Annotated in this window: 12 protein-coding genes; 7 read left to right on the forward strand and 5 right to left on the reverse strand. The window is 55.4% G+C overall.

The genetic code is table 11. The features are described from left to right. Positions 1 to 71: 71 nt before the first annotated feature. The 3 genes from hmsP to M8370_RS15715 all read left to right on the forward strand — a co-directional run bounded on the left by hmsP (position 72) and on the right by M8370_RS15715 (position 5,244). Complete coding sequence (hmsP, locus tag M8370_RS15705; protein WP_250021332.1) at positions 72 to 2,078, forward strand: biofilm formation regulator HmsP; 2,007 nt, start codon at positions 72 to 74, stop codon at positions 2,076 to 2,078. A gap of 159 nt (positions 2,079 to 2,237) precedes the next feature. Continuing rightward, complete coding sequence (locus tag M8370_RS15710) at positions 2,238 to 3,524, forward strand: dicarboxylate/amino acid:cation symporter (protein WP_013099213.1); 1,287 nt, start codon at positions 2,238 to 2,240, stop codon at positions 3,522 to 3,524. A gap of 226 nt (positions 3,525 to 3,750) precedes the next feature. Continuing rightward, positions 3,751 to 5,244 (forward strand): M16 family metallopeptidase, encoded by a 1,494-nt coding sequence (locus M8370_RS15715; protein ID WP_058650541.1) that lies wholly within the window; start codon positions 3,751 to 3,753, stop codon positions 5,242 to 5,244. A gap of 62 nt (positions 5,245 to 5,306) precedes the next feature. On the opposite strand, the gene kdgK is transcribed toward M8370_RS15715, so the two are convergent. Continuing rightward, on the reverse strand, positions 5,307 to 6,236 hold the full coding sequence (gene kdgK, locus M8370_RS15720; RefSeq protein ID WP_013099211.1) for a 2-dehydro-3-deoxygluconokinase: 930 nt from the start codon (positions 6,234 to 6,236) through the stop codon (positions 5,307 to 5,309). Between the two features lie 229 nt (positions 6,237 to 6,465). On the opposite strand from kdgK, the gene pdeH reads away from it, so the two are divergent. Together pdeH and M8370_RS15730 are read left to right on the forward strand one after the other, a co-directional pair. Then, the gene (gene pdeH / locus M8370_RS15725; RefSeq protein WP_013099209.1) at positions 6,466 to 7,239 is read left to right on the forward strand and encodes a cyclic-guanylate-specific phosphodiesterase; all 774 of its coding nucleotides are present in this window, start codon (positions 6,466 to 6,468) and stop codon (positions 7,237 to 7,239) included. A gap of 66 nt (positions 7,240 to 7,305) precedes the next feature. Further along, positions 7,306 to 9,348 (forward strand): AsmA family protein, encoded by a 2,043-nt coding sequence (locus M8370_RS15730; protein ID WP_250021333.1) that lies wholly within the window; start codon positions 7,306 to 7,308, stop codon positions 9,346 to 9,348. A 93-nt stretch (positions 9,349 to 9,441) separates the two neighbouring features. Here M8370_RS15730 and M8370_RS15735 read toward each other — a convergent pair whose 3' ends face one another. The 3 genes from M8370_RS15735 to M8370_RS15745 all read right to left on the reverse strand — a co-directional run bounded on the left by M8370_RS15735 (position 9,442) and on the right by M8370_RS15745 (position 13,003). Further along, positions 9,442 to 10,764: an MFS transporter gene (locus M8370_RS15735; RefSeq protein WP_013099207.1), complete on the reverse strand. Its 1,323-nt coding sequence runs from the start codon at positions 10,762 to 10,764 to the stop codon at positions 9,442 to 9,444. A 263-nt stretch (positions 10,765 to 11,027) separates the two neighbouring features. Continuing rightward, positions 11,028 to 12,053: an inner membrane protein YhjD gene (gene yhjD, locus M8370_RS15740; protein ID WP_045901007.1), complete on the reverse strand. Its 1,026-nt coding sequence runs from the start codon at positions 12,051 to 12,053 to the stop codon at positions 11,028 to 11,030. A 50-nt stretch (positions 12,054 to 12,103) separates the two neighbouring features. Next, positions 12,104 to 13,003 (reverse strand): LysR family transcriptional regulator, encoded by a 900-nt coding sequence (locus M8370_RS15745; protein ID WP_020686106.1) that lies wholly within the window; start codon positions 13,001 to 13,003, stop codon positions 12,104 to 12,106. Between the two features lie 119 nt (positions 13,004 to 13,122). Here M8370_RS15745 and M8370_RS15750 point away from each other — a divergent pair, with 119 nt between their 5' ends. Continuing rightward, the gene (locus M8370_RS15750; protein ID WP_020686105.1) at positions 13,123 to 13,881 is read left to right on the forward strand and encodes an SDR family NAD(P)-dependent oxidoreductase; all 759 of its coding nucleotides are present in this window, start codon (positions 13,123 to 13,125) and stop codon (positions 13,879 to 13,881) included. Positions 13,882 to 14,054: 173 nt separating this feature from the next. Further along, the gene (locus M8370_RS15755; protein WP_038420781.1) at positions 14,055 to 14,657 is read left to right on the forward strand and encodes a helix-turn-helix transcriptional regulator; all 603 of its coding nucleotides are present in this window, start codon (positions 14,055 to 14,057) and stop codon (positions 14,655 to 14,657) included. Here the strand turns inward: M8370_RS15755 and M8370_RS15760 are convergent. Further along, positions 14,636 to 14,962 carry a lysozyme gene (locus M8370_RS15760; protein ID WP_038983931.1) on the reverse strand — a complete coding sequence of 109 codons (327 nt, stop codon included), beginning with the start codon at positions 14,960 to 14,962 and terminating at the stop codon, positions 14,636 to 14,638. The genes M8370_RS15755 and M8370_RS15760 overlap by 22 nt on opposite strands. Positions 14,963 to 15,016: the final 54 nt, after the last annotated feature.

Genomic DNA, 15,016 nt, shown 5'->3' on the forward strand with positions numbered 1-15,016 from the left:
TCGGGTATACTCAGGCGCGCCAGGTTTACACCCTGGTGCGCCCTGCGCTTCGAGTTCTGTGGAGAGTCATTTTGCGTGTCAGCCGTTCCTTAACGATCAAACAGATGGCGATGGTTTCTGCTGTCACCTTGCTGTTTGTACTGCTATTTTGCGTCATTTTGCTGTTTCATTCCGTACAGCAGAATCGCTATAACACGGCTTCGCAATTAGAAAGTATTGCCCGCTCGGTGCGTGGCCCGCTTTCGGCTTCTATTCTGAAAGGCGATATTCCCGAAGCGGAAACCATTTTAAAACGTATTCAGCCTGCGGGCGTCGTCAGCCGCGCAGACGTGGTGCTGCCAAACCAGTTCCAGGCGCTGCGGATGAGTTTTATCCCCGAACGTCCCGTCCCGATGATGGTGATGCGCCTGTTTGAACTGCCGGTACAAATTTCGCTTCCCATCTACTCGCTTGAACGCCCTGCGAATCCGCAGCCGCTGGCCTATCTTGTTCTGCAGGCGGACTCGTACCGCATGTATAAATTCGTCATGAGTTGGTTTATCACGTTAGTGACCACTTGCTTACTTATGACGCTGATACTGAGCGTGGCGCTGACCTGGTGCATTAACCGGCTGATTGTCCACCCGCTGCGGCGTATCGCCCGGGAGCTGAACGCGCTTTCTCCCCAGGAGCAGATGGGTCATCAGCTTGAGCTCCCCCGCCTGCATCATGACGATGAGATCGGCATGCTGGTGCGCAGCTACAACCTCAACCAGCAGCGCATTCAGCGTCAGCAGGATGAACTGAACAGTAGCGCCACCCGTTTTCCGGTGTCGGAGCTTCCTAATAAAGCGTTCCTGATGGCGATGCTGGAGCAGACCGTGGCGCGCCAGCAGACCACGGCGCTGATGGTCATCGCCTGTGAAACCCTGCAGGATACCGCTGGGGTGCTCAAGGAGAGCCAGCGTGAAATGCTGTTACTGACGCTGGTCGAAAAGGTTAAATCGGTGCTTGCTCCACGTATGGTGCTGACTCAGGTCAGCGGTTATGACCTGGTGGTGATTGCGAACGGCGTGAAAGAGCCGTGGCATGCGATCACGTTAGGTCAGCAAGTACTCACTGTCATTAATGAGCGGCTGCCCATTCAGGGTATTCAGCTTCGCCCCAGCGCCAGTATCGGAATTGCCATGTTCTATGGCGATCTGACCGCAGAGCAGCTCTATCGTCGCGCCTTCTCGGCGGCATTCACCGCCCGTCGCAAAGGGAAAAACCAGATCCAGTTCTTCGACCCGGATCAGATGGAAAAGGCGCAGCAGCGTCTAACGGAAGAGAGCGACATCCTCACCGCGCTGGATAACCACCAGTTTGCCCTCTGGCTTCAGCCGCAGGTCAATTTGCTGACGGGTGAAGTGGAAAGCGCGGAAGCGCTGTTGCGCGTGCAGCAGCCGGATGGCAGCTGGGAGCTGCCGGAAGGGTTAATCGAACGTATTGAGTCCTGTGGCCTGATGGTCACGGTGGGCTACTGGGTGCTTGAGGAGTCATGCCGCCAGCTTGCCGCCTGGCAGGAGCGTGGTGTCAACCTGCCGCTGTCGGTCAATCTCTCTGCCCTGCAGTTGATGCATCCCACTATGGTCTCGGAGATGCTGGAGCTCATCAATCGCTACCGGATCCAGCCGGATACGCTGATTCTGGAAGTGACGGAAAACCGTCGTATTGACGACCCGAATGAGGCGGTCGCGATCCTCAAACCGCTGCGCAACGCCGGTATCCGCATCGCGCTGGATGATTTTGGCATGGGCTATGCCGGACTGCGTCAGCTTCAGCACATGAAAACGCTGCCGGTGGATGTCCTGAAAATCGACAAAGCGTTTGTCGATGGGCTGCCGGAAGACAGCAGCATGGTGCAAGCCATTATTCAGATGGCGCGTAGTCTCAACCTGAATCTGATTGCTGAGGGTATCGAAACGGAAGCGCAGCGCCGCTGGCTGGCTGAGGCGGGTGTCGGGAAAGGCCAGGGCTTCCTGTTTGCCCGTGCCGTCCCGTCGGATGTCTTTGAACAACGGTACCTTTCCGGCGCTGGCAATAACGCAAAAGTGTAATTTTGTTGCTGGCTTGTGCGAGCCAGCTCAAAGTTCTTAACATTTGTGTTTCAAATTTGAACTGAGTTTATTTCTGTCCTGTTATGCGGGTGTTATTTTAGAGCCGCAGGTTAACCATAACCTTACAAAGCCTGTGGTTTTTCTTCCCAAGGACATTCTATGAAAACCTCACTCTTCAAAAGTCTTTATTTCCAGGTCCTGACAGCCATCGCAATCGGTATTTTACTGGGTCACTACTACCCGGAACTGGGTGCGCAAATGAAACCGCTTGGCGACGCGTTCGTTAAGCTCATTAAAATGGTCATCGCCCCGGTGATCTTCTGTACGGTGGTGACCGGTATCGCTGGCATGGAAAGCATGAAGGCGGTAGGGCGTACCGGTGCAGTGGCGCTGCTTTACTTCGAAGTGGTCAGCACCCTGGCACTGATTATCGGTCTGATCATTGTTAACGTGGTGCAGCCTGGCGCTGGCATGAACGTCGACCCGTCGACGCTGGATGCCAAAGCGGTGGCGGTTTACGCTGAGCAGGCGAAAGATCAGGGCGTGGTCGCCTTCCTGCTGGACGTCATTCCCGGCAGCGTGATCGGGGCGTTTGCCAGCGGAAACATTCTGCAGGTGCTGCTGTTCGCCGTCATGTTTGGTTTTGCCCTGCATCGTCTGGGCAGCAAAGGCCAGCTGATCTTTAACGTCATTGAAAGCTTCTCGCAGGTCATCTTTGGCATCATCAATATGATCATGCGCCTGGCGCCGATTGGTGCCTTCGGGGCAATGGCGTTCACCATCGGTAAATACGGCGTCGGCACGCTGGTACAGCTCGGCCAGCTGATTATCTGCTTCTATATCACCTGTATTCTGTTTGTGGTGGTGGTGCTGGGTTCGATTGCCCGCGCGGCCGGTTTCAGCATCTTCAAATTTATCCGCTATATCCGCGAAGAGCTGCTGATTGTGCTGGGGACCTCCTCCTCTGAGTCGGCGCTGCCGCGCATGCTCGATAAGATGGAGAAGCTGGGTTGTCGTAAATCGGTGGTGGGGCTGGTGATCCCGACAGGGTACTCCTTTAACCTCGACGGTACCTCGATATACCTGACCATGGCGGCAGTGTTTATTGCACAGGCAACCAACAGCCATATGGATATCTTCCATCAGATCACCCTGCTGGTGGTGCTGCTGCTTTCGTCGAAAGGGGCTGCGGGCGTAACGGGCAGTGGCTTTATCGTGCTGGCGGCGACCATTTCCGCAGTGGGACATCTGCCGGTGGCCGGTCTGGCGTTGATTCTCGGTATTGACCGCTTTATGTCTGAAGCGCGTGCGTTAACCAACCTGGTGGGTAACGGCGTGGCTACGGTTGTGGTGGCAAAATGGGTTAAAGAGCTGGATCACAAAAAGCTCGACGATACGCTGAATAATCGCTCTTCTGATAGCAAAAACCCGGGTTTATCCTCCTGATTTTCCGCTAAATTCCCGCATTCCCTTGTCGGAATGCGGGCTCCTGCGCATAATGACTGTTCGTACCTGTCATAATTCGACAAGATTTTTTTTGGGTATATTGCACTTCTCACCGTGACGTTTTGCCGAACGCGCGGTCTAATCGACGTGTTTTCATCGTCATCTTTTAGAGTGAAGCGCGTCGCGAGACACTCTTTTTAACCAGGAATGTTGATCAGGGGTTCACATGCAGGGCACAAAAATTCGACTCTTAACCGGCGGTTTGCTGATGATGGCAGCAGCCAGTTATGTGCAGGCAGATGCGCTCCAGCCAGACCCGGCATGGCAACAAGGGACCCTGGCGAATGGTTTTCAGTGGCAGGTGTTAGCCACGCCGCAGCGTCCCAGCGATCGTATTGAGATCCGTCTGTCTGTGAATACCGGCTCCCTCACTGAAAGCACCCAGCAGACCGGCTTTAGCCATTTTATTCCCCGACTGGCGCTCACCCAGAGCGGCAGTTTACAGGCTGTTCAGGTGCGTTCGCTCTGGCAGCAGGGCATTGACCCGAAGCGTCCATTGCCGCCGGCTGTCGTCTCGTATGACTACACCATGTTTAACCTGAGCCTGCCGAATAACCGTAACGATCTGCTCAAAGAAGCCCTTACGTATCTCTCCGATGCCACTGGCAATCTGGCGATCACGCCGGAAACCATTAACTATGCGCTGAGCAACAGCGATATGGTGGCGACCTGGCCTGCGGATACCAAAGAGGGCTGGTGGCGTTATCGCCTGAAAGGCTCAGCGCTGCTTGGGCACGACCCGGCAGAGCCGCTGAAACAGCCGGTCGATGCCGAACAGGTAAAATCGTTCTATCAGAAATGGTACACCCCGGACGCGATGACGCTGATCGTGGTCGGGAATGTGGATAGCCGCGCGGTGGTTGAGCAGATCAACAAAGCCTTCGGCGAGCTGAAAGGCAAGCGTGAAACGCCTGCTCCTGTCCCGACGCTCTCCCCGCTGCGGACGGAGCCAGTCAGCATCTCCACTGATGCCGTGCGTCAGGACCGGCTCTCCATGATGTGGGATACCGCCTGGCAGCCCATCCGAGAATCCGCCGCGCTGTTACGCTACTGGCGTGCGGATCTGACGCGTGAGGCGTTGTTCTGGCACGTTCAGCAGAGCCTCAGTAAGAACAGCGTGAAGAACATTGCGCTGGGCTTCGACTGCCGGGTGCTGTTCCAGCGCGCCCAGTGCGCCATTAATATCGAATCGCCTGGCGATAAGCTGAATGCCAATCTGGGCGTGGTGGCGAAAGAGCTGGCAAAAGTGCGCAAAGAGGGCCTGTCTGAAGAAGAGTTCAACGCGCTGGTCGCGCAGAAAAAGCTGGAACTGCAGAAGCTGTTTGCCACCTATGCCCGCGCCGATACGGATATCCTGATCAGCCAGCGTATTCGCTCCTTGCAGAATCAGGTGGTGGACATCGCACCGGAACAGTACCAGAAGCTCCGTCAGGACTTCCTGAATGGGCTGACCGTCGATATGTTAAATCAGGATTTACGTCAGCAGCTGTCGCAGGATATGGGATTAGTCCTTCTGCAGCCGAAAGGCGAGCCGGAATACAACATGAAGGAGCTGCAGGCGACATGGGATTCAATCATGACCGCCGCGCCGCAACCTACGCAGGCGGCAACGTCTGATGATCTGCATCAGGACGCGACGGATATTCCACAGGGGCAGTAATCTAAAAAATTCCCTCTCCCGGTGGGAGAGGGTCAGGGTGAGGGCACCAGCCCGCACCTTATTTAAGCAGGCATCGCCTCACGCGGAATAATCGCCCCGCGATACTGAATCACCGTGCTGGCCGTCAGGTGCCCGCGCTGTGCAGCCGCTTCAGGCGTGCCGCCCGTCAGGCGCACCGCCAGATAGCCCGCGCTGAAGGAATCTCCCGCTGCCGTAGTATCCACCACTTTGTCCTTCGCCAGTTTCACCGCCGGGACGTCAATCACCGCCTCACCTGCTACGGCCACCAGGCACGATGCCGCGCCGCGCTTAATCACCACTTCGCTCACGCCAGCGGCCTGGGTGCGCGCAATAACCTCATCAACAGGTTTCTCGCCCCACAGGGCATCTTCGTCGTCGAGCGTCAGGAACGCGATGTCGGTGCACTGCAGCATCTGCTGGTAAACCTGCTGCGTCTCTTCACGGCTGGCCCACAGGCGCGGACGGTAGTTGTTATCAAAAATGACCTTCCCGCCATTGGCGCGGCATTCGCGCAGCAGCGACAGCAGCTTTTCACGACTGGTCGGGCTTAATATGGCGAGGCTAATCCCGCTCAGATAGAGATAATCAAACGTCGCCAGCGTTTCGCAAATGGCGGCTGCGTCGTCGCTTTCCAGCCAGTATTTGGCCGCAGCTTCGTTTCGCCAGTAGTAGAAGGTGCGCTCGCCGGTATCATCGGTTTCAATGTAATACAAACCCGGCAGGCGGTTTTCCATGCGCTGAATCAGCGAGGTATCAATGTGTTCGCTCTGCCAGGCGTCCAGCATTTGCTGGCTGAAACTGTCCGTACCCAGTGCGGTGACGTAGTTCACGGTGAGGGCCTCCGGCGGCACCTGACGGGCAATATACACGGAGGTGTTTAAGGTATCGCCACCAAAACCGCGGCTAACGTCCGCGCCTTTTTGTGACAGCTCAATCATGCATTCGCCAATAACGGCAATTTTTTTGGACATAATCATGAACCTGAACAGAGTATTTAAAAGCAGTGTGCGCTGTGTGAATTATCAGGTCAACTATATTAAAACATCGTTCCATTATTTTTTTTGAACCAGCGCGTGTTCCTGTTCATTTCTGTCATCTTAATTTCATTTTCCCGGTGAATTGAACATAAAGTTCTCAATTATCGCGCCGATAACCCAGTGACGAGTCCAGAAAGGCCATCCCAACAACAGGACATCTGAAATGAAGTCAGAGCAGGTTATCCAGCGGCTGAGCACTACGCCTGAGGCAAGTATTGAGAACTTGCAGGAGCATCGCTACTGGCTGCAATGTGAGCGTGTGTATACCTACCAGCCGATCTATCGTACCGACGGTCGACTGATGGCGATTGAAATTTTGACGGTCGTTACGCACCCTTCTAACCCTTCACAGCGTATCGCGCCGGACCGCTATTTTGCCGAAGTCGCCGTGCGCCAGCGCCTGGACGTGCTGGAAGAGCAGTTGCGCATGCTGGAAACGAAAAAGGCCTTTTTCGAACAGCACGATATTCTGGCCTCGGTCAACGTGGATGGCCCAACCCTGCTGGCGCTGCGCCAGAACGCGAAGTTGCAGGAGCTTATCGCCACCCTGCCGTGGATGCGCTTTGAACTGGTGGAGCATGTCCGCCTGCCGCAGGAATCCTCCTTTGCCTCGATGTGTGAATTTGGCCCCCTGTGGCTGGATGACTTTGGCACCGGCATGGCGAACTTCTCCGCCCTCAGCGAAGTGCGTTACGACTACATCAAAGTGGCCCGCGATCTGTTCATTATGTTGCGCCAGACCCCGGAAGGGCGGAATCTGTTTACGCTGTTATTGCAGCTGATGAACCGCTATTGCAAAGGCGTCATTGTGGAAGGTGTGGAAACGCTGGAAGAGTGGCGCGATGTGCAAAACTCACCCGCCGCCGCCGCGCAGGGCTATTACCTCTCACGTCCGGTGCCCATGGATACCCTCGACGGTGTGATAACCAACCTCTGAACCGCCCGTTTCCCTTTGTCTGGACTATAGTTTTACAGGACAGGTCATCAGGAAAAGGGGATCAAAATGACTAAAACAACCAGGGTAATCTCCTGGACAGCAGGGATTTTCTTGTTGTTGATCGTGGTCGCTATCATCGTTATTGCGACATTCGACTGGAACCGTCTTAAGCCGACCATCAACCAGAAAGTCTCAACTGAACTGAACCGCCCCTTCGCGATACGCGGTGATTTGGGCGTGGTCTGGGAGCGTCAGAAAGAAGAGACCGGCTGGCGAAGCTGGATCCCCTGGCCGCACGTTCACGCCGACGACATCGTTCTGGGCAATCCGCCGGATATTCCTGCCGTCACCATGGTGCATCTTCCGCGGGTTGAAGCCACGCTGGCGCCGTTAGCGCTTCTGACAAAAACCGTCTACCTGCCGTGGATCAAGCTTCAGCAGCCCGATGCACGCCTGATCCGTCTCTCGGAAAAAAACAATAACTGGACCTTTAACCTCGCCAGCAGCGGCGAGAAAGATCCCAATGCCCAGCCCTCTTCGTGGTCATTCCGTCTCGATAACATTCTGTTCGATCGCTGGCGGATCGCCATCGACGATAAAGTCAGCAAGGCCGACGTGGAGATCCTGGTCGATCCGCTGGGTAAGCCGCTGCCGTTCAGTGAAGTGACCGGCACCAAAGCGAAAGGGGATAACGCCAGCGCGGGCGATTACGTTTTCGGCCTGCGGGCCACCGGGCGCTACAACGGACAGCCACTGACCGGCACCGGTAAAATTGGCGGCATGCTGGCGCTGCGAAGCGCAGGTACCCCGTTCCCGGTGCAGGCGGACTTCCGCTCCGGCAACACGCGAGTCGCCTTTACCGGCACGGTCAACGATCCAATGAACATGGGCGGGGTCGATCTGCGGCTGAAGTTCGCCGGAGATTCGCTGGGGGAGCTCTACGAACTCACCGGCGTGCTGCTGCCGGATACGCCGCCGTTTGAGACGGACGGGCATCTGGTGGCCAAACTCGATACGGAAAAATCGTCTGTCTTTGACTATCGGGATTTCAACGGCCGTATCGGCGACAGCGATATCCACGGTACGTTGACCTACACCACTGGCAAACCGCGTCCGAAACTGGAAGGGGATGTGGAGTCCCGCCAGCTGAGGCTTGCCGATTTGGGCCCTCTGATCGGCGTTGATTCCGGCAAAGGCACGAAGTCGAAAGAGGTCAAAAAAGACCTTCAGCCCGCGGGGAAAGTGCTGCCCTACGATCGCTTTGAAACCGACAAGTGGGATGTAATGGATGCGGATGTGCGCTTCAAAGGGCGAAAAATCGAGCACGGCAGCACGCTGCCGATCAGCAACCTCTCAACCCATATTCTGCTTAAAAATGCCGACCTGCGTCTGCAGCCGCTGAAGTTTGGCATGGCGGGCGGAACCATCTCCTCGAACATTCATCTGGAAGGCGATAAAAAGCCGATGCAGGGTCGGGCTGATATACAGGCGCGCAGGCTTAAGCTGAAAGAGCTGATGCCCAACGTGGAGCTGATGCAGAAGACCCTTGGTGAAATGAACGGTGACGCGGACATTCGCGGGGTGGGGAACTCCGTGGCGGCGCTGCTCGGGAGCAGTAACGGCAACCTCAAGCTACTGATGAACGACGGGCTGGTGAGCCGCAACCTGATGGAGATCCTGGGGCTGAACGTCGGGAACTACATCATCGGGCAGATCTTTGGTGACGATGAGGTGCGGGTGAACTGCGCGGCGGCGAATCTGGATCTGGTTAACGGCGTGGCGCGGCCGCAGATTTTTGCCTTCGACACGGAAAACGCGGTAATCAACGTGACCGGAACCGCCAGCATGGCCTCTGAGCAGCTTGATTTAACCATCGACCCGGAAAGCAAAGGGATCCGTATCATCACCCTGCGCTCGCCGCTCTACGTGCGCGGCACCTTCAAAAATCCGCAGGCGGGGGTAAAACCCGGGCCGCTGATTGCACGCGGTGCGGTGGCGGCAGCGCTCGCAACGCTGGTCACGCCAGCCGCGGCGCTGCTGGCGTTGATTTCGCCATCAGAAGGGGAAGCCAATCAGTGCCGGACGATTTTGTCACAGATGAAGAGGTAAGGTGCGGTCTGTTGTTGCCGGGTGGCGGCTACGCCTTACCCGGCCTACGATTCAAATGTAGGCCGGGTAAGCGCAGCGCCACCCGGCATTAGCTTAAAGCGCCTGATGCTTAGTCTCGTGCGTCAGTAGCAGCGCAATCAGCGTCAGTGCCGCCATGGCCGCCAGATAGACGCCCACGTAGAACAGGCCATAATTTGCCTGCAGCCAGGTGGCGATATACGGCGCAACGGACGCTCCCAGAATCGACGAGACGTTATAGGAGAACGACGCGCCGGTATAACGCACTTCCGTCGGGAACAGCTCCGGCAGCAGCGCGCCCATCGGGCCGAAGGTTAATCCCATCAGGCTCAGACCAATCAGCAGATACGCCATCACCAGCGCCGGGCTGCCCGAGCCTAACAGCGGCGGGAAGACAAACAGGGCGAACAGAATGATAAGCGTCGTGATGGTGATCATGCTGGAGCGACGGCCAAATTTATCCGCCAGCAGGCCGGCAATCGGCACCATGACGCCAAACCCAATCACCGCCATCATCAGCATCCACAGCACTTCGTTACGCGGCAGACCCAGCCCAACCGGCGCGGCAGCGGTGCTGAACGTCATGGAGTAGACGGTCATGATATAGAACAGCGTATAGGTAGCCAGCATGATAAAGGTGCCCAGCACGGTCACGCGGACATGTTTGGTCAGCAGCGTGCCCAGCGGCACTTTTACCTGTTTTTTTGCCGCCGCCACTTTCGCGAATACCGGCGTTTCGTGCAGAGAAACGCGAACATACAGACCAATCAGCACCAGTACGGCCGAGAAGACGAACGGAATACGCCAGCCCCAGCTCATGAACTGTTCATCGGTCAGCAGCCAGGAGAGCAGCAGGAAGGTGCCGTTCGCAAAGAAGAAGCCAATCGGTGCGCCAAGCTGCGGGAAGGAGCCATACAGCGCCCGTTTACGCGCCGGGGCGTTCTCGGTCGCCAGCAGTGCCGCGCCGCCCCATTCACCGCCCAGACCCAGACCCTGACCAAAACGCGCCAGCGCCAGCAGCACCGGTGCCAGAATGCCAATGGTCTCGTAGGTGGGCAGCAGGCCGATGGCGACGGTAGAAATACCCATCGTCAGCAACGAGGCCACAAGCGTCACTTTACGCCCGATGCGATCGCCAAAATGACCAAACAGCGCAGAGCCAATCGGACGCGCGACGAAGGCGATAGCAAAGGTTGCCAGAGACTGTAGCGTGGCCGCCGTCGGGTCGCCCTGCGGGAAGAAAATATGCGGGAAGACGATGACCGCCGCGGTGGCGTAAATGTAAAAGTCGAAGAACTCGATGGCGGTGCCAATCAGCGAGGCGACGACAACTTTATTGCGTGAGTTGACCGGAACGTTTTCGCTCCCGGAATCGAGTGTTGTGGCGGTGGCTTGCATAATATTTTCTTATTTTATGTCGGACGAAAGGCCATATTACGCACAGCAAAAGCGACATTTCAATCTGTAACAAAGCCGCGAACCGGTGATAAAAGCAACAAAAAGCGGATAATGTTCAGACCAGCCAAAACACTTCCATGAAATGCTTCACAGAATTTAAATATCAGTTGATAAAACTGGTTTTCAGTTAAATAAAAGTTACGGACTGGATATATATGCTGAAATGATGAATCGGGCTGAAACTTTCAGCCCGAAAGGGGGAATTAGCGGTGTGTTTTCCCCGGCATGCGCGTGTCGCCTTTGTATTCGGCGGTGGCAATCCACGCCGCGCAGAACAGCGTCAGGCGGGCAAAGAAGTAGAAGAACGCCATCAGCCCCAGAACGGAGCCAAACGCGGCGCCAGAAGGGGATTTCACCAGTGATGGCAGGGTATAAGTCATCACGATTTTAATCACCTCAAAGCCTATTGCCGCGAGCAGTGTTCCGCGGATCAGCGCTTTTTTGCGCGGACGATGACGCGGCAAGCGCCAGAAGATCCAGAAGAACAGCAGGTAGTTGGCGAAAATGGAAATCGCCAGCCCGATGCCGCGCCACGCAGGCTTGAGCCAGTCGATGTAATCCAGATAGAGCGCGGAGATAATCATCTGCTGCGCGGAACCGGCGACCGAGGTGATGGAGAGCGTGACAACCAGCGCCACCAGCAGACCAATCAGCGAAACAAAATCGCGGAAATACTTAACCCAAATTTTCTCCTGATCCTGAGGCTTACGCTCCCATACTTCGCGCGACTGGGCGCGAATGGCCTCGCGCAGGTTACCCATCCAGTTCACACCGGAATAGAGCGCAATCAGCAAACCGACAATACCCACCGTGGTGCGCTGCTGCACGGCAGTATTGATGGTGCTTTTTAGCGTGGTGGCGAGGGTCGGGTCACTGACGTTATTCAGGATCTTATTAAAAATATCCTGCAGCAGCGTCGGATGAGACGCGAGCACAAAACCGGCTGCCGCGAACGAGACCATCAGGATCGGGATCATCGACAAAAAGGAAAAATAGGTAATCGCTGCACCAAACTGATTTCCCATCCGGTCGTTGAAACGTTCCGCGGCGCGTATCAGGTGCGCAATCACGGGGATCTGCTGAACTCTCTCCGCCAGCGTAGTGACCGTCCCCAGCGCTTTGCTGGCTTTGCCGGGTGTGCTGGGCTCTTCGGGCCCGGTCTCCATCTTCTTGATGGGATCGTAATCTAATTGTTGAGTCGGTCGTTGCGGGTTATTTTCCGGCGTCACGCGTTTTTTCCTTTTCGTTGAGCTGGATGTCATTGAATTATAGCTTGCGACTAATCCACGTAAGCTTTTGTGATTTCCGTAAGCCACTCCATAAACAGGTGTACCCGGCGGGAGAGGTTACGGCGGTGGGGGTAAATCAGGGAAACCGGCATGGGTTCAGCCCGGTATTGCGGCAGAACTTCAATCAGCTTTTTCGTGCGCAGAGAATCACGAACGCCCACGCGGGGAACCTGGATAATACCCAGCCCGGCGATGCAGGCGGCATGGTACGTCTCGGTACTGTTGACCGTTAAGACGCCGCCCGTTTTAACCCACTGGGTCGCACTGCCGTTATAAAACTCAAAGCCCTGCGGGCGCGTGCCCAGCATCGCGGCGTAATGGATTACCGCGTGTGAGGCCAAATCGTCCAGCGTTTCCGGATAACCAAACCGCGTCAGATAATCCGGGCTGGCGCAGTTGATAACCGTAAGCTTGCCCAGCGGGCGGGCGATAAGCCCGGAATCTTTCAGGGTGCCGACGCGCACCACGCAGTCGAACCCCTCGCGGATCACATCCACCAGACGATCGCTGCTGCTGAGCTCCAGTTCAATACCCGGATACTGCTGCAAAAACGCAGGCAGTTTGGGGATGACTAAATTTCGTGCAACCCCCACCGGCATATCGACGCGTAGCCGCCCGCTGATACTGGAGGGATCGTGCTGGAACATACCGTCCAGTTCATCAAGGTTCGCCAGCAGATCTTTTGCCCGTTCGTAATAGACCATGCCGTCCTGCGTGAGGCTGACGCGGCGCGTGGTGCGGTGCAGCAGTTGCGTGCCCAGGCGGTTTTCCAGCGCCTGAATCTGCCGCGACACGCTGCCTCTTGGCAGGGTTAACGTCTCCGCTGCGCGGGAAAAACTCTCCAGCTCCGCGACCCGAACAAACAACTGCATTGCGTTAATTTTATCCATCGGTAGCGCTCATTGTTGTTGTAAATGAAACAGTGAAGCGTTCTGTCACATCTTTATTGATCTTCTATCAGCTAATAAGCTCTTTCTCAATCTCCCTGACAACCGAAATGAGGTTTCTTATGACTGAACGTATCGCTTTAGTGACCGGTGGTAGCCGTGGTTTGGGTAAAAACGCGGCCCTGAAGCTGGCAGCAGAGGGAACAGGTATTGTCCTGACTTATCATCACAATCAGCAGGATGCGCTGGATGTTGTGCAAGAAATTCAGGGAAAAGGGGTAAACGCGGCGGCATTACAGCTTAACGTCGGAGATATCACCCATTTCGAACATTTTGCTCAACAGTTGCAGGAAACTCTCCGAACCGTCTGGCAGCGTGATACCTTTGATTATTTATTGAACAATGCCGGAACGGGTTTATACGCCCCCTATACCGAGACGACAGAAGCGCAGTTCGATGAGGTAATGAATGTACATTTAAAAGGGCCATTTTTCCTGACCCAGCGCCTGCTGCCGTTGCTGAAAGATGGCGGACGGATCCTCAACGTCTCCAGCGGGCTGGCGCGTTTTACACAGCCAGGCTCCGCGACCTATGCGGCCATGAAAGGGGCGATGGAAGTACTGACCCGCTATCAGGCCAAAGAGCTGGGCGCACGCGGGATCTCCGTCAATATCATCGCGCCGGGGGCAATTGAAACCGACTTTGGCGGCGGACGCGTACGCGATGACGCGCAGCTTAATCAGTTGCTGGCTTCGCAAACCGCGCTGGGGCGTGTTGGCCTGCCGGATGATATTGGTGATGCCATCGCCGCGCTGCTCAGCGACAAACTGGGCTGGATGAATGCGCAACGTATTGAAGTGTCTGGTGGGATGTTCCTGTAATACGCCTCCTTAAGGGGACGGAACCCCTTAAGGAAATCCTTAAAAGAGATGTGTCCAGATACGGGCAGATATAAAGAACGGCGATGAATTTGTAACCTCTCCGTTCATTGAGTTTTTTCTCAAATAACGCCTCTATACAATCCCCCCTCGCTATTCTCAGAGGGAGAAAAACGATGCGAGTAATCATGTTTGACAGGCAGTCGATATTTATTCATGGAGCGATAAACAGTTTGCAGACGTTAATTCCTGAAATAAATATGACAGGAACCCGTCAGGCAGATGAATTATGGGCGCAATTGTCCGCGTCGCCATCCGCTATCGTCATGATTGACGGCGCATTAATTCAGAATGAGGGCATCAGCTTTCTGAAAGACATTATCACGCGTTTCCCTGCGATACGTGTCGTGATGGTGCTGACGAAAAAAGAGACCCGATGGGCTGAACAGATGTTTCAGCGCAACGTGAAGGCGATTATTCCCCGTAATGCCAGTCCCGAGCGGTTTGCCGCAGTGCTGGATTCGGTCTCCCGGGGGATGGTCTGTTTTCCCGGCGAATGGCTTGCGCAGCAGGCGTCACACCAGGCATTGTTATCCTTAAGCGAGCGCCAGCGTGAAGTGCTCAAGTTACTGGCCGCCGGGGAGTCTAATAAAGAGATTGGCCGCACGCTCAATATCAGTGCGGCAACGGTAAAGGCCCATCTGGAGTCACTTTTCCGGCGGCTGGATGTAAAAAATCGCACGCAGGCGGCAATGTGCTATACCCGGCTCACCGCCTGAGCGATGGCGTTTATCGGACACGGTGTGTCAGTAAAACTGAACATTAACAACACCAGCGCATCGTGCTGGTGTTGCGTTAATGGCTGGGCGATATTTTCCTGAATTAACGTCTCATAAATCTGAATATCGTTATCTAACAAGCGCTCTGCTTCAGCAACGGTAATAAGACCATGGAACTTCTCCCATTGCTGAATAACGTGACCATACCCAATAACCTCAGTACCGTGCTCATCACGGTATTTTTCCAGAGACAGCCCTTGCTGTTTTTTAATTAATTCAACGGCAGCAGAAGATAGCTTCAACATGGTATTTTCCTCTTTCAGACGCTACTGTAGAGGAAATACGGCACGAGACATATC

This window comes from Enterobacter cloacae complex sp. OE43NF (genome assembly GCF_023544405.1).
Taxonomy (GTDB): Bacteria; Pseudomonadota; Gammaproteobacteria; order Enterobacterales; family Enterobacteriaceae; genus Enterobacter; species Enterobacter cloacae.